The sequence below is a fragment of the Sphingopyxis sp. sgz302558 genome, from assembly GCF_057220455.1.
The window spans coordinates 1-20,241 of record NZ_JBXPUZ010000007.1 but is presented as its reverse complement, the minus strand read 5'-3'; the positions used below and the strand labels follow the sequence as shown (position 1 = coordinate 20,241).

The 20,241-nt window shown below is 57.2% G+C and carries 23 protein-coding genes; 17 read left to right on the top strand and 6 right to left on the bottom strand.

Annotated elements, in window-relative coordinates; all coding sequences use genetic code 11:
• Positions 1-23: 23 nt before the first annotated feature.
• From AC2TC0_RS15175 to AC2TC0_RS15135, 9 genes are all read left to right on the top strand, one after another.
• Positions 24-1,430, top strand: coding sequence for a toll/interleukin-1 receptor domain-containing protein (locus AC2TC0_RS15175; protein WP_484718332.1), 1,407 nt, complete (start codon positions 24-26; stop codon positions 1,428-1,430).
• A complete protein-coding gene (locus AC2TC0_RS15170) occupies positions 1,430-2,140 on the top strand; it encodes an 8-oxoguanine DNA glycosylase (RefSeq protein WP_484718331.1) in 711 nt (236 codons plus the stop codon). The genes AC2TC0_RS15175 and AC2TC0_RS15170 overlap by 1 nt, the downstream gene beginning before the upstream one ends.
• A complete protein-coding gene (locus AC2TC0_RS15165) occupies positions 2,137-2,730 on the top strand; it encodes a 7-cyano-7-deazaguanine synthase (protein ID WP_484718330.1) in 594 nt (197 codons plus the stop codon). Before AC2TC0_RS15170 ends, AC2TC0_RS15165 begins: the two co-directional genes overlap by 4 nt.
• Positions 2,730-3,197 (top strand): TIR domain-containing protein, encoded by a 468-nt coding sequence (locus tag AC2TC0_RS15160; RefSeq protein WP_484718329.1) that lies wholly within the window; start codon positions 2,730-2,732, stop codon positions 3,195-3,197. Before AC2TC0_RS15165 ends, AC2TC0_RS15160 begins: the two co-directional genes overlap by 1 nt.
• A gap of 289 nt (positions 3,198-3,486) precedes the next feature.
• A complete protein-coding gene (locus tag AC2TC0_RS15155) occupies positions 3,487-4,422 on the top strand; it encodes a toll/interleukin-1 receptor domain-containing protein (RefSeq protein ID WP_484718328.1) in 936 nt (311 codons plus the stop codon).
• A 336-nt stretch (positions 4,423-4,758) separates the two neighbouring features.
• Positions 4,759-5,853: a hypothetical protein gene (locus AC2TC0_RS15150; protein WP_484718327.1), complete on the top strand. Its 1,095-nt coding sequence runs from the start codon at positions 4,759-4,761 to the stop codon at positions 5,851-5,853.
• Positions 5,840-6,703: a trypsin-like serine peptidase gene (locus tag AC2TC0_RS15145; RefSeq protein ID WP_484718326.1), complete on the top strand. Its 864-nt coding sequence runs from the start codon at positions 5,840-5,842 to the stop codon at positions 6,701-6,703. The genes AC2TC0_RS15150 and AC2TC0_RS15145 overlap by 14 nt, the downstream gene beginning before the upstream one ends.
• A 593-nt stretch (positions 6,704-7,296) precedes the next feature.
• Positions 7,297-8,211 carry an IS1595 family transposase gene (locus AC2TC0_RS15140; protein WP_484718325.1) on the top strand — a complete coding sequence of 305 codons (915 nt, stop codon included), beginning with the start codon at positions 7,297-7,299 and terminating at the stop codon, positions 8,209-8,211.
• Between the two features lie 298 nt (positions 8,212-8,509).
• The gene (locus AC2TC0_RS15135) at positions 8,510-8,827 is read left to right on the top strand and encodes a hypothetical protein (RefSeq protein WP_484718324.1); all 318 of its coding nucleotides are present in this window, start codon (positions 8,510-8,512) and stop codon (positions 8,825-8,827) included.
• A 60-nt stretch (positions 8,828-8,887) separates the two neighbouring features.
• Here the strand turns inward: AC2TC0_RS15135 and AC2TC0_RS15130 are convergent, their stop codons facing one another.
• On the bottom strand, positions 8,888-9,028 hold the full coding sequence (locus AC2TC0_RS15130; RefSeq protein WP_484718323.1) for a hypothetical protein: 141 nt from the start codon (positions 9,026-9,028) through the stop codon (positions 8,888-8,890).
• Between AC2TC0_RS15130 and AC2TC0_RS15125 the strand changes: the two genes are divergently transcribed.
• The gene (locus AC2TC0_RS15125; protein WP_484718322.1) at positions 9,027-9,662 is read left to right on the top strand and encodes a hypothetical protein; all 636 of its coding nucleotides are present in this window, start codon (positions 9,027-9,029) and stop codon (positions 9,660-9,662) included. The two genes, AC2TC0_RS15130 and AC2TC0_RS15125, sit on opposite strands and share 2 nt — an antisense overlap.
• Before the next feature lie 107 nt (positions 9,663-9,769).
• Here the strand turns inward: AC2TC0_RS15125 and AC2TC0_RS15120 are convergent, their stop codons facing one another.
• Together AC2TC0_RS15120 and AC2TC0_RS15115 are read right to left on the bottom strand one after the other, a co-directional pair.
• Positions 9,770-11,125 (bottom strand): KGGVGR-motif variant AAA ATPase, encoded by a 1,356-nt coding sequence (locus AC2TC0_RS15120; RefSeq protein WP_484718321.1) that lies wholly within the window; start codon positions 11,123-11,125, stop codon positions 9,770-9,772.
• A gap of 2 nt (positions 11,126-11,127) precedes the next feature.
• Positions 11,128-11,712 (bottom strand): TIR domain-containing protein, encoded by a 585-nt coding sequence (locus AC2TC0_RS15115; RefSeq protein WP_484718320.1) that lies wholly within the window; start codon positions 11,710-11,712, stop codon positions 11,128-11,130.
• 172 nt (positions 11,713-11,884) lie between these two features.
• Here AC2TC0_RS15115 and AC2TC0_RS15110 point away from each other — a divergent pair, with 172 nt between their 5' ends.
• The 7 genes from AC2TC0_RS15110 to AC2TC0_RS15080 all read left to right on the top strand — a co-directional run bounded on the left by AC2TC0_RS15110 (position 11,885) and on the right by AC2TC0_RS15080 (position 18,593).
• Entirely contained in the window at positions 11,885-12,319 is a 435-nt protein-coding gene (locus tag AC2TC0_RS15110; RefSeq protein ID WP_484718319.1) for a TIR domain-containing protein, read from the top strand.
• A gap of 51 nt (positions 12,320-12,370) precedes the next feature.
• Entirely contained in the window at positions 12,371-12,853 is a 483-nt protein-coding gene (locus AC2TC0_RS15105; RefSeq protein ID WP_484718318.1) for a toll/interleukin-1 receptor domain-containing protein, read from the top strand.
• 47 nt (positions 12,854-12,900) lie between these two features.
• Entirely contained in the window at positions 12,901-13,269 is a 369-nt protein-coding gene (locus AC2TC0_RS15100) for a TIR domain-containing protein (RefSeq protein ID WP_484718317.1), read from the top strand.
• Positions 13,270-13,279: 10 nt separating this feature from the next.
• Entirely contained in the window at positions 13,280-14,254 is a 975-nt protein-coding gene (locus AC2TC0_RS15095) for a caspase family protein (protein WP_484718316.1), read from the top strand.
• A gap of 599 nt (positions 14,255-14,853) precedes the next feature.
• Positions 14,854-16,119: an alpha/beta hydrolase gene (locus tag AC2TC0_RS15090; RefSeq protein WP_484718315.1), complete on the top strand. Its 1,266-nt coding sequence runs from the start codon at positions 14,854-14,856 to the stop codon at positions 16,117-16,119.
• An 84-nt stretch (positions 16,120-16,203) separates the two neighbouring features.
• Positions 16,204-17,502 carry a S8 family peptidase gene (locus AC2TC0_RS15085; protein WP_484718314.1) on the top strand — a complete coding sequence of 433 codons (1,299 nt, stop codon included), beginning with the start codon at positions 16,204-16,206 and terminating at the stop codon, positions 17,500-17,502.
• The gene (locus tag AC2TC0_RS15080; RefSeq protein ID WP_484718313.1) at positions 17,499-18,593 is read left to right on the top strand and encodes a ComEC/Rec2 family competence protein; all 1,095 of its coding nucleotides are present in this window, start codon (positions 17,499-17,501) and stop codon (positions 18,591-18,593) included. Before AC2TC0_RS15085 ends, AC2TC0_RS15080 begins: the two co-directional genes overlap by 4 nt.
• A gap of 249 nt (positions 18,594-18,842) precedes the next feature.
• Here AC2TC0_RS15080 and AC2TC0_RS15075 read toward each other — a convergent pair whose 3' ends face one another.
• The 3 genes from AC2TC0_RS15075 to AC2TC0_RS15065 form a co-directional block, all read right to left on the bottom strand.
• Positions 18,843-19,151 (bottom strand): excalibur calcium-binding domain-containing protein, encoded by a 309-nt coding sequence (locus AC2TC0_RS15075; protein WP_484718312.1) that lies wholly within the window; start codon positions 19,149-19,151, stop codon positions 18,843-18,845.
• Positions 19,152-19,294: 143 nt separating this feature from the next.
• Complete coding sequence (locus AC2TC0_RS15070) at positions 19,295-19,702, bottom strand: thermonuclease family protein (RefSeq protein WP_484718311.1); 408 nt, start codon at positions 19,700-19,702, stop codon at positions 19,295-19,297.
• Positions 19,703-19,801: 99 nt separating this feature from the next.
• Positions 19,802-20,065, bottom strand: coding sequence for a DUF6961 family protein (locus tag AC2TC0_RS15065; protein ID WP_484718310.1), 264 nt, complete (start codon positions 20,063-20,065; stop codon positions 19,802-19,804).
• Positions 20,066-20,241 lie beyond the last annotated feature (176 nt).

Genomic DNA, 20,241 nt, shown 5'->3' with positions numbered 1-20,241 from the left:
ATAGCGCGGGGGCGAAGCGGTTGGTGGATATCTGCATCATTTATGCGCGCGATGACGCTTCAGCCATCCCGCCTGCGCTGGAAACCGTCCTGAAGCCTGAGTGGACCGTTTGGTGGGACCGACATCTCGTCTCGGGCGACTACCGGGCAGGGATTGAGACGGAGCTAAGCTCTTGCGAGGTTCTGATTCCGGTGTGGTCGCCTGCGGCAACCTTAAACGCACACATTCACGACGAATTGGCGATCGCACGCAAAGCCGGAGTCGCTATCCTGCCCGTGCGAATCCACGAGGCGGAGGCGCCAATGGGCTACGGAAGCCTTCAGACAACTGAGATATTCGGCTGGGCCGGCGAAAGCGACCGTTCGGAAATCGCGGTCCTTCTGGACCGCATTCGCGGCGCGATCGAAAAGCGGCGACCAGACGAACGCCCCCAGCGTCTCACAATGAACCGCCCAGTGGAATTGCCGACCTTCTTCTTCTCGGTTTCTTCCCACGAGACCCGGCTTGCTCCCGCTGCTGCGCTCCGAACACTCGACCTGTTCGGAGCGGAGACTATCCTCGTTTCAGCCTACGACACCGGTCCGGGCGCGCCCAAGAGTTTGATCAAAACTCTTGAACGACGCCGCAGACACGGGGCTACCATTCTGCTCGATTCCGGCAATTACGAGAAGGCGCGACGCGACGATGGGACTTGGAACTTTAAAGCTTTCAAGGCCGCTTTGGATGTCACGCCCCACGATCTCGCATTTGCATTCGACAAGCTTGGGCCGCGCGGCAACGCTGATCAGATCGCACAGGCCACGATCTCTGCGGCAAAGCGCTCGGCTCGGCTGACCGCGGCCCCAATCATACCCATCGTGCACTTGCCGCAGCTGCCCGACGACGACTTTGAAACCGAGATGGCCGGCCCGATCATGCGTTTAGTGGCGAAGTCCCTCGCGCCGCAGATGATTGCCATTCCGGAGCGCGAGCTGGGATCCGGGATCTTCGAGCGCACGCGGACAATGGTAGCTATCCGTAGAGCTCTCAAGGGTCTAGGATGGTACCAGCCGGTCCATATTCTCGGAGCAGGAAATCCCATAAGCCTCGCACTCCTGTCTGCTGCCGGCGCAGACAGTTTCGATGGCCTCGAGTGGTGCAGGTATGCATTCGACGCCGAACATTCCCAATTGCATCACTTCCAACTTTTTGAGCTCTTCAAGTATCAAGCGGAGGTCGCTAGCTCGCCGGTCACTGCTTCGGCGGCGCTCGATCCAGCAGTCAGCTATACCACGAAGGCCGTGATGCATAACCTCGACTTCTACCAAACTTGGCTCAAGAAACTTCGATCTGCGCTGAAGGACGAGAAGGCTCTGGTCGCTTTTCTCGCGCATCTCCTGCCAAAGGGAGCGATAGTTCAAGCGCGAGATGCGCTTCCCGAGGTGTTGTGATGGCCATGCCTACATTGGAGCGGATTCGCTATGCCGTCGGCGTAGTGGGCGTAGAGATCGACCGTCAGATGAGTACGGACGCTCCACACCTCTGGACCGAAGGCGAGCTGTGGACGGAGCTCGCCTGCTGTATGCTGAGCAGCCAAGTTCCCTACGGAACGGCCCAAGCTGCGGCGGTACGATTGGAAGCCAGCGGCTTGTTCTTGGAAGAAGGAGTTGAGCCGCAGGATTTGGAGGTCGCGCTATCCGACCTGTTGAGGAGGCCGCTCAACGTCGATGGCGTCTCTCGGCGATACCGCTTTCCTGACAGTCGCGCGCGCCAGTTGACCGCGACCATCATTAAAGTGCGGCGCGAGGCGAGAGGGCTTGGGGATCTGCTCGAGCGCTTCGTCGACGTTGAGAACGCCCGTCAATGGTTCGTTACCAATGCCAATGGGTTAGGACCGAAACAGGCGAGCATGTTTCTTCGCAATATTGGGGCGAGTTATGACCTGGCGGTGCTGGATCGTCATGTTATCAACTACATGATGATGATGGGTCTGACCGCGGACCCAAAACCGATGCGCAGAATGGCGGACTATCGACGGGACGAGATCGTTTTACGGGATCACGCCGCAGATTTTGGCTTGCCGGTCGGGTTTCTCGACTGGGCCGTTTGGGTCGTAATGCGTGTCGCAAGCCCCAAAGTGATCAAGGAGCAGGCAGAATGAGCGTTGTCACACTCGTTTCAGGAGGTCTCGACTCACTGCTTGTGGCATGTCTCGCAAAGGAGGAGGGGCTGACGCAGCATCCGCTCTTTATCGACTACGGTCAGCGCGCGCGAGAAAAGGAGTATGCTGCCTGTCTGCAAGGGATGGCACGGCTGGAACTTCCGATGCCCGTAACAGCAGAGCTTGCCGGATTTGGCCAACTCATCCGATCCGGCCTCACGGATTCAAGTCAGCGCGTGTACGAAGACGCATACACGCCCGGCCGGAACCTCTTATTCTTACTGACCGGCGCGGCTTATGCCGCTCAGATTGGCGCCGACGCCGTGTCCATCGGACTACTCCACGAGGACACAAGCATATTTCCTGATCAAACCGAAAGCTTTCTCAAATCTGCCGAGACGACCCTCGCGATGGCAGTAGCCAGACCTGTCCGTGTCCTCGCGCCGCTTGCGGCGTTTCACAAGCGCGACGTGGTGCGACTAGCTGCAGAAAAGGGACTCGCCGGCTCCTATTCATGCCATTTGGGAGAAGCCGACCCTTGCGGCGCTTGTATCGCCTGTCGTGAGTTTATTTTTGAAGGAGAGAGCTGATGGGCGGCAGCGGCGGGGGTGGCTACAGTCGCCTAGGAGACGTCAAAGGACTGGAGCAGAAGGCGAAGGAAGCACTGCAGGGGGGGCGCAGAAATGTCTTCATAAGCTTCTCAATGAAGGACATCGACGAGGTAAACCTTGTCCGCGCGCACGCCAAAAATGAAAACAGCGACATTGAATTTAACGACCGTTCGGTACGTGAGCCGTACAATAGCGAAAGGGCCGAATACATCCGCGCCCGGCTAAAGGAGCGCATCAACCAATCTTCGACAACAGTTGTCTATGTGTCGGAGAATACCGCGAAGAGTAGTTGGGTGGAATGGGAGGTCAAGACAAGCCTCGAACTTGGTAAGCGCGTAATCGCGATGTATAAGGGTGACAGTCCCCCAGCGAATGCACCATCCTGGATCAAGGATTCAAACATTGCGAAGGTGGCTTGGAAGGATTTGGCCGGAGAGCTGTCCTGATAGAGCCGCCGAAATTCTTTGCGTTGCTCACCTTAGATGACAGATACAATCGAAGACATTCATTAGTGCGTTAGTAAGGCGTGTAGGAGGGGGAGTTCGGATTTTACAGCTGAAAGACGGCCGCTAACGCGTCGATTAACTTCCGAGATAATCACCTTCCGGTTGATAAGTCATCGCTATCGGGGGGCGAGATATGATATTTGACCCGATCTGAAACGGATATGCAGCTCCTTTTTGAACCGCGTTATTTGGTTTCAGCTTTAGTATGGCAAAGCCTGGGAGATAACGCGTGTCCCTTACCAGCGATCGCTCCCAGCTCGCCCGGCTGAACGGCGAGATCGCTGCGCTCCGAGGCAAAGAGGCGGACGAGATAAAGAAAGTGGCCGAAGCCACACGGCGTATGAACAACGCGCTGGACTCCGCTCGGCGCACTAGCTCGGCTGCGATGGCAAAAATGCACACGAGCGCGGCCGAGCGCGAAAACCGCATCCTCCAAGCGGCGCAAAAGAATCAGGCTCGTTTTTCGTCCCAGGCGGCGGCAAAGACGCTGGAAGCGAACCGGCTACAGCAGCGCATTGCCCGGGACGAGGAAAGCGAAAGGAAGCGCGCTCAATCTGCCGGCGAGCGCAAGCAGCGTGACGATAAGGCGCGGCAAACGCGAGCTGAGGCGGTCGCCGAGACAAATTCTCAGGCCATGCAAAAGCGGATCGAAGATCTTGAAGCCCAGGTGTCGCAGTTCGTCGAAGCCGAGGCGTCCAGGGCGACGTCTTTTCGGCCTATCGCGCCCGAGGGTCAAAGCGAGGCGTATGATGTCTTCATCTCGCACGCTTGGGAGGACAAGGACGACTTCGTTCGCGACCTCGCAAAGAAAGCTCGGGAGGCAGGCCTTCGCGTCTGGTATGACGAGCAAAATATCAAATGGGGCGACAGTCTGCGGCAGTCGATCGACGATGGCCTACGCGGCTCATATTTCGGCATAGCCGTCCTATCGCCAAGCTTTTTTGCGAAACAGTGGACGGCTTATGAGCTCGATGCCCTGGTCGAACGCACCCTAAGTGGCACAGGGCGGCTGCTTCCCATCTGGCATCGAGTGACGAAGGACGACGTCGCACGGGAGATCCCGTCGCTCGCTAATCGCGTAGCGCTCAATACGGCGCTGCTATCGACCGACGACATTGTGCGCGAGTTGCTCAATTTACGGGATATATACCGCGCAAAATCTTAGCCCGGTTGAGAACGACCAGACAGAGCATTCAAAAGGAAAGCCCGGCGATTGCGTCGGGCCTTTCTATAGCTGGATCACACAGGTATATAGGTCCCCAAGCCTGCACCTCGTGAACGTCCGCTTCGCTGAGATTCAGAAGAAAGGCGGGCCGACTGCAAGCGGCCCAAGCACGGAAAACGCTTACCACGAAATAATCTAGCCTATACATCGAGTTGCATGAATAGCATGCAATTGGGATCGTTTTTTTGCCTGAGCGCCACTAGTTGTTGATTGAGTGCGCCTCACCAATGTGTTTCTCTCTATGAGGTTCGTTGACTCGGGGAGGGAGCAACTAAGATGCGATTCGTAACTTTTCTATGCAGCATCATTCTGGTCGTACAATGTCCCGTTTACGCTAAGCCGGCCACGCCGAAGCGGCAGTCTGCATCTTTGTTGCTCCCTATAGCGCCGGGCCAATTTGGGGAGGCCGCGAGGGCGACGTTTGAGGTCAAAGGCAAATTCTTCGTGCCTCCAATCACAGCCGCCGACGCCGATACCCTCAATCGAATTAACATACTTTGCGATCATCCGTTCAACTACGAAACCCGCGGCAGGGGCGAAGGAGCCTTTATCGCGCTTTTTGGCGCGCTCCTAAAACCCTTGTTCGGTATGGTCTTTCACAAAGCTGACCAAGCGCTCGACGCTAAGATAGAAGCCTATAAGGCTGAATGGTCTACTGGGATGACGGCTAGCCTTTTCGTCACCGACGCGAATGGGGTCGTAATGCCTCGCTATCGGTGTCTGCGTGTGGTCCGAGTCAGCGAAGATGGCGATGCGACGGAGGATATCGCAAAAGTAGATTTCGACGCATTACTTCTCGTCCACTGGCTACCCAGGAACCAGGCTTGGCAGCTTTTGCCCCTGAGCGTTTTTACAGACGATCCAGCTGCGCGCGGTACCAAAGTGAAATATGCGATGTCCATGGCCGGAAGCGCGATTGGGGTCAATGAAGGGCGCGGATCAACCGATATTTTACCTGAGAGCATTATTCTCAAAGGCGGTTATGACATCGAGAACGATGCGATGCCGACACAAGGTAAGCCCAAGACAAGCTATCCGGTACCTGTCTGTGAACTTCTGGAATCGAAATTCGCGATCGATGTAGTATTCTACAACGAGCCATCGATCCGGAAGTGCGACATTGAGCTCGTCAGCAAGGCTTCAGATGGGCTTGTTTCAAACTACACCGCTTTAGCGATAGCCGGTCAACTCCCAAACGGGAAATCCGCCGAAGGCGGTGCGGTCAATGTTTCGGTCAAGGTAGCTGAAGTCGGTGAAGGAACAAGGCTCGGGCGGCTAAAGGACTGGAAGACCTTCATCGGAAAGGCAGGCAACGAAATCAGCGGTGCGCTCACGACTGCAATCACCGACCTTCTAGATGGCGATGAATAGGCGTGGGCGCGGGCGCCTTCCCTGGGAGAGCGTTCCTACCGACCGCCTGCGAGTTGGATATCGGCGCGGTGGTCGCTCAGCCTTACTTTTGTCACCCGAATCGGCAGCCAAACCATATGTGCTTCCCGACCCCGGCCCCCCTCCTAGTGACCCCCAGCTTACCTTTCCGCACATCCAGAGCCTACCAAATGACGGTTCGGGGATAGGCCGCCGCGAATTTGTTCCGGTAGATCAGCGGCTGAAGTTTCCGTATGCGAGCATTTGCCGCATCACGAGCCGCGCCGTTCGTGGGACAGGATTTCTGACCCCCGATGGCCGGATAATGACGGCCGCGCACGTCATCCACGGGGCTTTGTTTCGGACAATTACTTTTCCCGGCAAACCATCGTTTGATGTGGCAGGCGAGCGAATGCGGGTGCATCAGAGCTATCGCACGGAAGGTGATCTCTACGATGTCGGTGTGATCGAGGTCGATCCGGAGTCGTTGAAGGGTGTAGATCCGGTCGATATTCGGACCCCAAATAGCCAGCTTATGGCTCTTTTGAGCTGCGAAGTAGCCGGATATCCGATCGATTTCGCCGACTTGGTACGCTATCCTAAGCATAGCAGTCGCCTTCCGGACACGCGCGACGAAGTGGCACTGATCGACGGCTTCGTCAAACATCGCCTCGATACCTCGCCAGGGCAGAGTGGCGCCCCCATTCTCGCTCGCTATCTCAATGGCTCAGGGGGGTGGTTCGCAATCGGGGTCCATTGTTATGGCGAAGGCAATCTTCAACTGGGCTGGCTCAATCGTGGCGTCCCACTGCCGGGCCTTAGTGATGTTGATGGTTCGATCAGACGGAGGTGAAAGGTCGTTCGAACTTAATACCGATTGATTTTTTCCTTCGACTGCACTTCTACCACTGTAACCCTAGCCCTCGATACAGCAGAAGAGTGCTTGGCATTGCATGTCACCGACTATTTGTAGTGTTTGTTATTTCATTTCCGCAGGAAGGAATGTGGCCCAACCAATAGGCCATTGGGCGGCCACGGAATTGGACGAAACACTTGCTAGCACTGGCATTTGGCCAAGCTGATCTCGAAGGACGGTCCGACTGCAAAATCACTTCGGCTAACTAAGTCATGTCTATTGCTGGAGTACAAAGACGGCGGTCAACACCCTACACAAACCTCTCAGGTATAACCTGAGCATAGTGTCGGATCATGTCTTGGGATTTGAAGCACAAACAACCTGAATGATGTAACGACCTTACTGAAATGTCCGCATTTATCTGCTGATTGCCTGCACACCGCTTCGTGATTCAAAGTAGTAAGCAAAACGCCTGCTCTAAAGCTATATTTTCAGTGTGCGAATTAGCCTGTTCGCAAGACGTGTCCTTCCGCAAGAAGTTGGGCAATTATATACTTGACAAAGCAGCCCATGCAGCCCATTAGGATTGCATGACAAACATAACCGCCCCGCACTTTCACGATGAAACCAAAGCCCGCGAGCACCTAGAGGCTATCCGCTGGCCCGAAGGTCCGTTCTGCCCCCATTGTGGTTCGCTCAACGCTACCCGCCTTGAGGGCAAGAAGCATCGCGCCGGTCTGGTCCAGTGCAACGATTGCCGCGAGCAATTCACCGTCACCGTTGGCACCGTGTTTGAGCGTTCAAAGGTTCCCTTGCACAAGTGGCTGCTTTGCAATCATCTGCTTTGCGCGTCCAAGAAGGGCATGAGCGCCAAGCAGATCGAACGTATGCTGGGCGTCACTTACAAAACCGCTTGGTTTATGTGCCACCGCATCCGCGAGGCCATGAAAACCGATGGCACCGATGGCCCGCTTGGCGGTCCCGATGCCGTTGTCGAAGCCGACGAAACCTATGTTGGCGGCAAGGCGAAAAACCGTGTTACCCGCAAGCCCGCTCCCAAGAAGGCCGTTGTCGCTCTTGTCGAGCGCGATGGTAACGTCCGCTCGTTCCATGTCGCCAACGTCAACGCCAAGCACCTGCGCGGGCTTATCGTTACCAATGTGGACCGCCGTTCGCACCTCATGACGGACGAGAGCGTCGTCTATACCAGCGTTGGCCGTGAGTTTAACGGTCACTCGGTCGTCAATCACAGCGCCAAGGAATATGTCACCACCGGCGGCTTCAAGCACAGCAACACCGCCGAAAACTTCTTCTCGATTTTCAAGCGCGGCGTCATTGGCACCTATCACCACATGAGCGAAGCACACCTTGCCCGCAACACTGGCGAGTTTGACTTTCGCTATAACACCCGCGCCATGACGGACGGGGAACGCGCTACCGCCGCTCTGTCGCGTATCGGCGGCAAGCGCCTGACCTATCAGCGGACTGACAAACTCGCCGCCTGATTGGTATGAGGCGCCGCGCCAGATTGGCGAGTGTCGAAAGCGTTGGACGAAGCCTTAGATGTTCACGCGCCGTTCCCCACGAACAGAACGGCAACATCTGGACTTTTTCGATTTTATGTGCTACAGAAAACAGTTGGGGCGGCCCTACCAAGACCGCCCCGATTCGAGTTCGGCATTTACCCTAGGAAAGGCCGCCGGACCCAAACTGTTTGAAAGTGATGTCACTCTCTGTTGACAACGTGAGATGCCACATTTTTAGCCAATTTGCAAGGCCTTTCCGCAATGACGGAGGCCTATCATGGCTTATGAATACGCAGTAAGTTTTGAGATTAAATCGGATACCACCTATTCGGAACGGTATCAGAGTTTCATTGACGAGATTCGCAAAACGCCAGGCGAGCCGTACGTGTGGTCAGAAACAACATCGTTCGTTTTGCTGAAATCACACGAAAAGATCGACGATCTCGAACATCGGCTCTACTATAATTCCAAGCTCAATTCAGCCAAAGATAAGCTGCTAGTGATCGATCATCACAGCGGCGTGGCTGTTGCGCGAGGGCCGTTCGAATATCCCGCAACGCTAAAAAGTCACTTTAAGACCTGCGTCGTGAAATAACGCTGGTGGACTTGGACCGGAACGCGCAACCATCTGGCAAGGGCCATAACGGCCCTGAGCCTAATCTCGCGCGCTCTGGTCCTTTTTCCCGCGCCGCTTCGCATCGCCATCGTTTGAATTCCTTTTTGCCTTGTGCGGCGTCGGTGGCGTTGCCAGCATCCGGCGTAGCACCTCTAACTCTTTTTGATCGGTGTCAGTCATGTCGTTCAATCCGCTTCAATCGGCCTACATTTCGCCACTTACCGACGTCCAACACGCCCAGCTTGGACGAATTGCTGTTCTATGGGGGTATGCAGACTTTTTGCTAGATTTTCTACTGCAAGACGCGATCGGGCTGACCCGCGCTCAGCATGAGGCCCTAGTCAGAGACAAGTCATTTGGAGCGAAGCTTGACGAACTCAAAAAGCACCTAGAAAACCTGCCATCACAAGAGGCCGAAGACGCGGCCAGTTTCTTTGCCAAGGCCCTCAACGACACAAAGCAAAAACGAAATCAGGCTTTTCACGGCGCGTGGGGCTGGCGCTGGGCGCAAGACAAAAATGAGCCTGAAGTATGTGCGCGGCACCACATTACACCACACAACCCCGCCCGCGCGGATGACCTATCAAAACTCGAAGCAGACCTTTGCACAGCAACTGCGCTTGGGTATGCGGCCTTGGCTAAGGCTCGCGGACTCCCGACCCTTAAGGGGTCAGTGCGCTTCCTGCATGGCGCTGGGAGCGACCCGCCAAAAGAATTCGAGCAATGGACAGCACAACATCCTCTGACCGATGATAATTTGGATCGTAGCTGGTTAGCAGGGCAACTGCCGCGTCTAATTGACCCTCTGAAATAATTACCGGCCTGTCACGCTCTTGATGCTCTACAGCGGCATTCTGCTTTCTCAAGTATATAATTGCCAGAAGTTGGCGCAATCGAAGGCGCGAGGAACCATTCACGTGACTATACAGCGGCTGGCCCTGCACCGACAATGTCAAGAACCGAGCTAGCAAATTTCTCGAAATCGGTGCCGAGTATTAGCGACTTGTAGCTCAGCAGCATGTCAGGAATTGTGAGATTAGGTTCAAGAAGAACCGGTACCAAATGCCTTGGCCGATCGTCGAGGGCGGACTGGGTTCGAAAGGCTCGTAATTCGGCCAGTTGCCACTGGCCGAACTCCCGGCCGACCAGCACGAGCATGTGCTGAGCGCGATTGATCTGGTCGAGACTACCCAGCGATTGACCTCGCTCACCGACCACGAAGTCCGAACTAACGCAGCTTATTCCGTTTTGAGCCAGAATAACCTTCAGCTGATTTGCTATTTTCAAATCATTGTAAGCATAGCTCAAGTACACATTTTCTACGCCATCGCGCTGGCGCACCTCGCGGCGCTGAAGGGTGTTGACATAGAGATCTCGGCTCTCTGCGAGAACCTCGGTGGCAGCAAGATCTTGGGCGAGGAGCGCTGCAATCGTTTCGATACTGTAGCTGATCGAGTCGGGGGAAAATCCGCCGTCGGCTTCCTGCAAAACCGCCAAGCCTTCGCCGAAAGTCCAGAAGGGCACATGGGGGATAGTGGTTAGGTCGATGATCTTGCGATGATCGACGTTCTGGACTAGCCAGGAAGAATAGTGTTGTTGGAGCCGTGCGTAGAAACGCTCACGCCATTTTTGCGATATCGAGTATTCAACGCGCCCTTCGAAGCGCGACACGACCGGCAGGAGACGAAGCGGCCCGCGGTCGATCGGCAAGGCTTTGCGCGCGAACTGCGCCCTTTCGGCGACCCGAGCACAGCCCTCAAGACTTTGTCCGTTTGCGGTGAACATGAAGACGAGGATGTCGGGGAGCTGGGCAGTTACGATGCCGCCGAAGTCCGTTATCCCAGTCCGGCTATCGATCAGTATAAAATCATAATTGTCGCGCATTTCAGCGATCATGGCCTCGAATACATCTCCAAGCCGATTCTCGTACATCGCATCCCAGTCCAGCGACTGGGCGCGCCGAGAATACTCCTCGTCCTGTCTGCCTGCGGGCATGAGGTCGATCTCAATGCCGTCAGACAGATTTGCATTGCGAACGTAAGGTTTCCACGCGAGCGCGTCGCCTGTTGTGTTCCACTCGCAAAGCATATCAACAAGGCCGCGTCGATCCTCCCGCACAATATCGAAATAATGATCTAGTCCCGGCGCTTCGATATCCCAGTCAACGCACAGCACGCGGAAATTCCATCGTGCGAGTAAGGCTGCCACATTTGCGAGCGCGAAGCTTCGCCCGACGCCGCCCTTGTAGGAATAGAAGGTGATAACCTTACCACTCATAATTACAGCCTCGGCAGTCCGAATGACGGCGGGTCCGAAGGCGCCGGCATGTTGACAGGCCAATCGCGATCCCAGTCGGGCACCGCGGCGATCAACGCCGCTAGTTCAGTCGCGAAATCTCGCATTTGGCGATGAAATTCAACATATTCGACAGTCTTGCCGAACTCGGGAGTGGGGAAAGACCATTGGCTCATGTCGCGCCACTGCGTTGTTCGGGCCTCAATCGGAAAAGTCTGTCCGTCGGCGGACACGACCGGCACAATAAGGCCCTGTGGACGTTCGACGGTAGCCAGCCCCAATATTTGCTCGCGCGCACGCATGCTATGCCATTCGGCCATGCACCAATCGGATCGAAAATAGGGCGGGCACCAAACCGCGACAAGAATCTTGCTTCGCAAGAGGGCGCGCCTAACATTTGCGGGCCAATTGACTCCTATTGTCTGATCTTGGTCGAAATATACCCGTGGCACATCGGCCATTTCCTGTTCGAGAAAGCCAACCAACGCGTCACGGAAATGATTGCGCACCCAGTCACCGCTATACCCTCGGCGCGGATAGCTCAGAAAGACGTCATATTCGTAGCTCATCCGCCCCTCCCCCACAGTGTTGTTTAAACAGTAACACAGCGTAAGCGCAATGGCTGGTGTCGCTCACCGGTGTGTTGCCAAAACCGATGCGATTCGGGCACATTTCACACCTAATTCTTCGCTTACGCGACTCTTGCTGAGTCGCGCGGCGGCTTTTAATTGCTCGAATGTCATGAGCGTTCACCAAATTCACGTCTTCATCAGTCACTCATGGCGCTACTCGCATCACTACGATACGCTGGCCTACTGGATTTTTGAAAAACGCTGGCGTTTCGGTCAGGCATCTATCGACTTCCGCAACTATTCAGTGCCCAGTAGCGATCCAATTATGGGCTGGCGCAGCGCCAAGAATTTGCGCGACGCCATCTACAATCAGATAAGCCGCAGTCATGTTATCGTCATGCCAACGGGCATGTATGCGACCCATAGTGAATGGATCGCGAGGGAAATCGATGGGGCGATAGACTATAGCAAACCAATCCTGGCTGTCGATCTGCGCGGCGCGCTACGCACATCAAGCATTGTTGCCTCGGCTTCGCAGCGGTGCGTGGGATGGAGTTCGAAGTCGGTCGTACAGGGAATTTGGGACCTATACTATCTCGGGTAGAGCGGCGTAGCGGACGCGGAAACCATACGTGGCCAAAGGGGATGAAAAGTTTTGATCAAAGTCTTTCTTTCTCACCAAGCTGCCGACGCCACAATGGCATTGCAAATCAAGCAGCGGCTGGCCATCCGCCATGGTATCGAGGCTTATCTCGACGTGATCGATCCCTATATTGGACGCCGCGGCGAGGATCTCGCAACACATATCCAGCGAGAGATGGGCAAATGCACCCAACTACTCGCCGTAGTATCACCGACGACGAATAGCTCGCAATGGGTGCCATGGGAAATCGGCGTTGCCACCGAGAAGGATTTTCCGCTAGCGACATTCTCAGCGGGTACGGCTTTGCCCCCCGAATTTCTGCGCAAATGGCCCTATTTGCGTAGCGAGGCTGATCTTGATCATTATGCGGTGGCGTCGAAGCAGGCGAGCCAGAGCTTTAGCACACTTCGTAAATCGGTAATTGCGGAAAGCGTTGCCCGCACGCGCTCAACCGAGGAATTCTTTGCGACCTTGCGGAAGAAGCTCGGTCAATAATCAGATGTCGATCAATGGGTCGAACCCGAAGCCAGGGAAAACCAAAGATGACGAACAAAGTAGTTTTCATAGCATTTGCAATTGAGGACGAGCGCCAACGCGACCTTCTCAAGGGGCAGTCCCTTAATACACGCACCGGCTTCGAATACATCGATATGTCACTACGCGACGCATATGCGTCCGATTGGAAAGCCAAAGTGCGTACGCGGATCAAGCGATCGGATGGAGTCATTGCGCTCATCAGCAACAATTCGCTTAATTCCAGCGGGCAGAAATGGGAAATCGAGTGCGCGCGCGAGGAAGGCAAGCCAATCCTAGCACTCTGGGTTTATTCTAACGACCAAACACGGGTACCTGGGTTGGTGCCAGTACGATGGACTTGGGACGCAGTCACGGGCTTCATCAACTCACTTTGAGGAACTCTATATGCGCAAGGCACTCGTCATCGGAATCGACTATTATGAGCATCTCTCGCCGCTCTTCGGCTGCGTAAATGATGCCCATTCTGTCAAGGCGGCGCTCGAACGCCACAGCGACGGCACTAAGAATTTCGATGTCAAGATACTCACCGGCACCGGGCCGAGCGACATTATCGAACGCGGAGAAATAAAGGATGCGGTCGCCGAGCTCTTTGCTGCCGACGGTGCAATCGCACTTTTCTACTTCGCCGGGCATGGGCATATCGAGGCGACCGGTGGCTATTTATGCGGGGGCGACACCAAGCGCGGCGACGATGGACTGTCAATCGGTGAAATCATGATGCTCGCTAATGGTTCACGCGCGCAGAACAAGCTCGTTTTGCTCGACAGTTGCCATTCAGGTGTTGCGGGCGTCGATACCGCTAGCCAGTTCGCCGAACTGAGTGATGGTATGACCATCTTAACCGCTTCAACCGACGAGCAATATGCGAGCGAGGTAGACGGAGCTGGCGTTTTCACGACACTTCTTGTAGATGCGCTTGGCGGGGCAGCGGCCAACCTAATGGGCGATATCACGCCCGGCAGCATTTACGCCCATATCGATCAGTCGCTAGGCGAATGGGAACAGCGGCCGATCTTCCGCACCAACGTCAAGCGCTTTGTGTCGTTACGAAAGGTGCAGGCCCCGCTCCAGCTCGCCGACCTCCGTCGCCTTACCGAGTTTTTCCCCTATGCCGGCAGTGAATTCAAACTGGACCCGAGCTACGAGCCTGAGCGCCCCGCTCAGGCAGACCCGGAAATTCCGGCGCCTGTCGATGAGCATACCCAGAAATTCGCGATTTTGCAGAAGCTGAACCGAGTCGGGTTAGTCATCCCGCTCGATGCTCCACACATGTATCATGCGGCGATGAATTCAAAGTCTTGCAAACTCACTGTGCTCGGCGAACATTATCGCCGGCTCGTCGAACGCGAGCGCATTTAGGGCTCGCGCATGGTTATCTTTCAGTCGCGCGAAATGGCGTACTCATGTTGGCCATCTGCAGGAAACCGTCAATCTGCTATGCGCCGTAAGCTTGGACCTTTAGAAGTCCTTTCGGAATCGCCTAATGACGGTGATATTAATGAGAGTACCTACAGTGACCTTTCTCTCGAAATGTTGTCGGCCATACGCCAGACAGTGCAGAGAGTTGATCATTTCTTATCAGAATTAATACAAATTACCAAATATTGATATTCTAAACGTCTAGTCATTGCTTGTCAAACAATGTTATATATTTCAGCTTATTGACGTCATTATTAAACAATTAGAATCGGATAGTTATTCAATATATTTGACCAAGTGAATGATGTTTTAGAGTTTACTCTAAAAACTGACTCTGACGCGGGAAGAGAATTGTGAGCCAGATAGCATCTGCACCGGAGACTGAGTTCGAATACAGGGCCGTGGTCGTAGCTCTGCTGCACGCGGCAAAGCTTTACCACATCGCGGCAGACCGTGTGATGGATTTAGACCTAGCCAAGTTACTCTTCGAAGCTGCAGAAGCACGCGAAGCTCTGGCCGGCATAGTTGCGGCGCGTGCAATGTTAGCGATCGACGATAGCAGCGAGGTCAATGTAGGACTCGAGGACCCGGCACGGGCGGCAGCTAGCGGGTTTGGTCCACTGCGCCGTATGATCGAACGCGCCGAGACGCAGATTGCCGAAGTGATAAAGGATCTCTCACCTGGCACCCTTACCAGGGAAGAATTAGCCGACGCGCGCAGTCTTTTGAGCGGCCTGATTGCCGAACTCACCTTGAGAGCCAGCATCGACGCTGTGTCGGGCATCGATCCTGCATTACCTCCAAGTCCCACTCCGAAAGTGCAGCGGGAAAAGAACATCTACCGCGTCGGATTTGCGACCACCCGGCTGCCGGCGATGAAGGGTAAGGCCATTACGGACTTTACCGGTCAGCGCGGCGAGGAAGTACATTACGGGTACTGCGACGTGACGATCCCAGAGCACCACCGCATCGGCACCACGGGATCGCCGTGGTGGCGACGCATATTCACCGGCGAAGACCGGCTGCATTATGATCTGCCGGAGATCACTGATGCAGCAAACCTGTGGGCGTGGATGCGAGAGCGTATTGGTGGCGAGGGTGCAAATGACGCACTGGTTTTCATCCACGGCTACAACACCTCATTCCGTGCCGCTGCGCTCCAGACTGCACAGATCGGCGCAGACCTTGGCTTCACAGGCGCGATGAGTTTCTTCAGCTGGCCCTCGCGCGGGCGTCTGCTTGGCTATCTGACGGACGGCACTACGATCGAGGCGAGCGAAGCAGCAATCGCGAAATATCTGATCGACGTGGCGGAACAGTCGAACGCGCGGCAGGTACACGTGATCGCTCATTCGATGGGCAATCGCGGGCTGCTCAGCGCGATGACGCGCATCCTCGGTGAGGCCGGTACGCGGACAGTCAAGCGGTTCGGCCAGATCATCCTCGCCGCACCCGATGTCGATGGCCAGACCTTCCGCCAGCTTGCCCACGCCTATAATGCCCTTGCCGAGCGCACGACAATCTATGTCTCCTCCGCCGATCTGGCGGTGCGCGCTTCACGGCTGGTCAACGGCGCCGATCGGATCGGCTTCACCCCGCCGGTGCAAGTGATCCCGCCGATCGACACGATCAGCGTCGAGAAGGTCGACATGACGCTGCTCGGCCATGGCTATGTCGCCAGCAGCGACGAGGTGCTCGCCGACATGCACGAATTGCTCGAGGACGGCTCGCCGCCCGACCGGCGGTTCCGCCTGCGTGCGGCAATGACGCCGCAGCAGGCGCGCTACTGGACGTTCAAGGCATAAGCGGGCGCAGCTTGTCACGGGTTAGTCAGAGTTGAAACAGTGCCACGGGGACGAACCTGGGGGAAAACTGAGGGAGAGGGACGCATGCGCAAGCAGGATCGTCGTTACATCATCATCGAGGCGGTAGGCGAAATGCCCAACAGGGCATGGCATCGCGGCGCTGAAAGCGCGCCGCTGCCGACCGCGCGCAGCGGCCCGCCCGCGCGAACCTTCAAGCGGCTTGGGGTCGATGCCGCGGCGGTCGCAGCTGCCAAGCACCTGCCGGTCAAGCTCGAAATTCAGGAACAGTCCCTGAGCGATGCGCAGGTCGCCGAAGCACGCCAGTCCGCCACGCCCCGCAGGCCGCGCCTGGTCCTCGAGACCATGCCGATGCAGCTGATCCGGCCCGCCGGCGACGTGGCGCTGGCCGCTACTGCGGCAGCCGATGGCAACAGTTGGGGGATCGCCGCGACCGGGGCAGACGTATCGGCGCGTGACGGATCGGGCGTGCGGGTGGCAGTGCTCGACACTGGAATCGATCTCGCGCATCCTGCCTTCGCCGGGATCGGGGACCGCATTGAGGTCAGAGACTTCACCGACCCGAATGGTGCCGGGCATGACATCAACGGCCACGGCACCCACTGCGCCGGCACGATCTTTGGACAGGATGTCGGCGGGCGCCGCATCGGCATCGCCCGCGGGATAGAGAAAGCGCTGATCGCCAAGGTACTCGCCGACAACGGCGAGAGCGACACTAAAGGACTGTTCGACGCGATCAACTGGGCCGCGCAGCAGCAGGCGCATGTGATCTCAATGTCGCTCGGCTTCGACTATCCCGGCATGGTTAAGCGCCTTATCGAATGGTATGATTTCGCTCCCGACGCGGCCGCCTCCCAGGCGCTGGTCGCGTTTGCGCAGAACCTACGCGCCTTCGATGCGCTGATCGACTTCCTCGGGGCCCAGGCTCCGTTCGGGCGCGACGCGCTGGTGGTGGCGGCATCGGGCAACGAATCCCGCCATGCCGAAGCCCAGCCCGCGGCGATCTCGGCCGGCTTGCCGAGCGCGTCCGACGGCGTCGAGGCGATCGGCGCCCTAGGCCGCCACGGAACGGGTTTCAGCCTTGCGCCGTTTTCCAACATCAATGTCGATCTTTGCGCGCCGGGTGTCGACATCCTCTCCGCGAAGGCAGGCAGCGTCGATCTGAGCACGATGAGCGGCACCAGCATGGCCTGTCCGCACGTCGCGGGCGTCGCGGTGCTGTGGTGGCAGCAGTTGAAGCTGCTCGATCCCAAGCCGAGCGCGCAAAAGGTGCGCGAGCGGCTCTACTTGTCGGCCACCACTAACGGTCTGCCACAGCCCGCTAGCCAGACAGAATTCGGCCGCGGAAGGGTGATAGCGCCATGAGCGTGTTCCGCTTGACTATGCTCCCCGCCAACGAGGGCGACTGCCTGCTGCTCGACTATGGCGAAGATGAAGACCACCTGCGCCACGTGCTGATCGACGGCGGCAGGCGAGCCACCTGGCCGCATCTCGAAGCGGCGTTGCAAGCGGTTGCTACGCGCGGCGAGGCGATCGATCTGATGGTCCTGAGCCACATCGATTCCGACCATCTCGACGGGCTGATTGCAATGGCCGAACAGGGCTCGCCACTGGTGCCCAAAGCGGTTTGGTATAACGGCTTTGCCCAGCTCGAACGACTCACTCCTCTGGGCGGCTTCGCGCCGATGGGGTTCAAGGGGGCCGACGAGTACAGCCTATTGCTCGAAAAACTGGGCTGGGAGGTTAACGAGGAATTCAGCGGTGGGCCCGTGATGATCGAGGCGCGGACGGAGCCCTTCACTTTCGCCGGGCTGACCCTCACCCTGATCTCGCCCGATCGCGGAAAGCTGGAGGAGCTGCGGCACGAGTGGGAGAAGTGGCGCGAGGGGCAGGACGACGGCGGCACCAACCCCCGCCCCTCTCTCGCCGAGGCTGAGCTGGCCCGTGTGGCACCTCTAGCTAAGCGGCCGATGCCTGCGGTGCTCGATGTTGAGGCGCTCGCCGCTCCGGGCGGCCAAGACAGTAGCGAGGCCAATGGCTCGTCGATCGCGATGATCGCCGAGTATGCCAGTAAGCGTATGATACTCGCCGCCGATGCCCATGCCGACCTGATCGAGGCAGGATTGGCCAGGGCTGCGGACGACGGTGGGCGGGCGCGGATCGACCTTTTCAAGCTGTCACATCACGGCAGCCGCGGAAACCTGACTAAGGCGCTTCTCGCCCGGCTCGATTGCCGACGCTTCGCGATCTCGACCAACGCTGCACGCTTCGGCCACCCCGATCCGGAATGCATTGCTCGGCTACTGCGCTTCGGACCCAATGAGGCCAAGACGCTCTATTTCAACTACGCCACCGAGCGCACAATGCCATGGGACGACCAGGCGCTTAAGGACAAGTGGAACTATGCCTGCGTTTTCCCAGCCGAAACGCCTGGACAACTAACGATCGACATCTGACCGCCGCGCGCGCCGGGCAGGTTTGAATATGACCTTGGGAAGGCGTTACAATTGCACAAATCGAATCCAACGGAGAAGCGATGAAGCATGCGCTTCCCTTTGCTGCAATCGGCCGCCACGCTGCGTATTCACCCGGCGCACGAACAATACGGAGCCTGCGACCATGATCTCCGCGAGCGCCATCAACGAGCGGGGGCCGCTCAATAGTCGCGGTCATCTCGAGCAGACTGATGATCGTTCTACATTCTCCTACTCGCAGCCGACGCCATCATTGTCCCGGTCGAGATGCGGCGCATAACCGGGATCACCGCGTCGAACGGGCGCAGCACCGGCGGCGCGGGCAGCCGCGCAATTGGGATAATGGACCGAGCCGCCGAATGCCCGCTGCGGTCGCTCAGCGGGCGGCGCACTACCGCCTGGCGCGCGATGGCAATGGCGGCCACCATTCTTGCGGCCATTGTGACAGCCATCAGCAGCGAGTCCGCCGAAATGCGCGTTAGCCATCGCCGACAAGACTGCGCTCAGGCCAATTGCAGCAATGATTCCAAGAATGCGCATCACTTGTCCCTGCTGCACTCTGCCGAACAGAGCTCAGAAAGCCGGAAAAACCCAAATAAATAGTGCATAGGCCACATTGCCTAGCAGCCAGGCGATAAAGATGAAGGAGAGCGGCCCCAGCAGCCGCGCTTTGGCACAATTGCTCAGTTGCATTTGTGCCCCCGCCAGTATCGCTCCCAGATGAGGGCATAGCCATCGCGGACCATGGCACAAGACAAGTCCCCCGAGCGCGGCGACACACACCAAGCGGCTGTTCGCCCGCCGCCCGCGCCGCCATCCGAGGTGCAGCGCATCTCCGCTCCGCGTACGAGCAGATGCCCCTCGTTTGACTGGCCTGTAACGGTCCCGATCAGCCCGGCAAGATGGTCGCGCGCCTCGACGGCGCCTGCGCTTGGGCAGGGCTGGCCCACATTGCATGATCCGTCGATCTCGCGCGCGGCAATGCCGGCCAAGCGAATGCGCGGCCCCTCAGCGCACCAGATCGGACCATCGCCGTCCCAGACGCGGGTGGGTGTGCAGGTGAATTCGCTGCCGGCCGGGACCGCGCTCAAAGCGAGAAGCAATGCGATCACTGATTCTGCTCCGAAATCGTAATGAGTCAGCTTTGGCGCTACAGTGCGTTATCACAAAAGACAGACATGAAGCCAAATTCAATGCGCCTGCCCCTTCCCTTCCCCAAGCAGCGCGTGGATGCGCCGAAGGATCGCGAGGAAGTTATTGGCGCCATCAAGGTCATCGCCAGCTAGCAGCGCATCGACACGCAAAGCCGCAAAAATGGGGGCGTCCTCGCCGTGAGTGGCCACATAATGGTTGGCGCAAGCCCACAGCTCCCAATCGGTCAGCACGCGCGGTGACGCTGGTTCAGCCAGCGCGTCGGGCGCTGCGCTGTTGGTGTCAGGCCCCCGCCGCGTCACCGCATCAGTCGATCATCTTATGCTTGGTCGCATCAAAATCCGCCGCCTTTTCGGGTTTCACGCCGTCGGCGATTTCCTTCTCGGTGAGGAACCGGATCGCAACGCCAGTCGCGCTGGTGCGGCCCCAGCTGAACGCCGAGATTTTGCTGTCGCCATAGGCAGCCATAACAATGGCA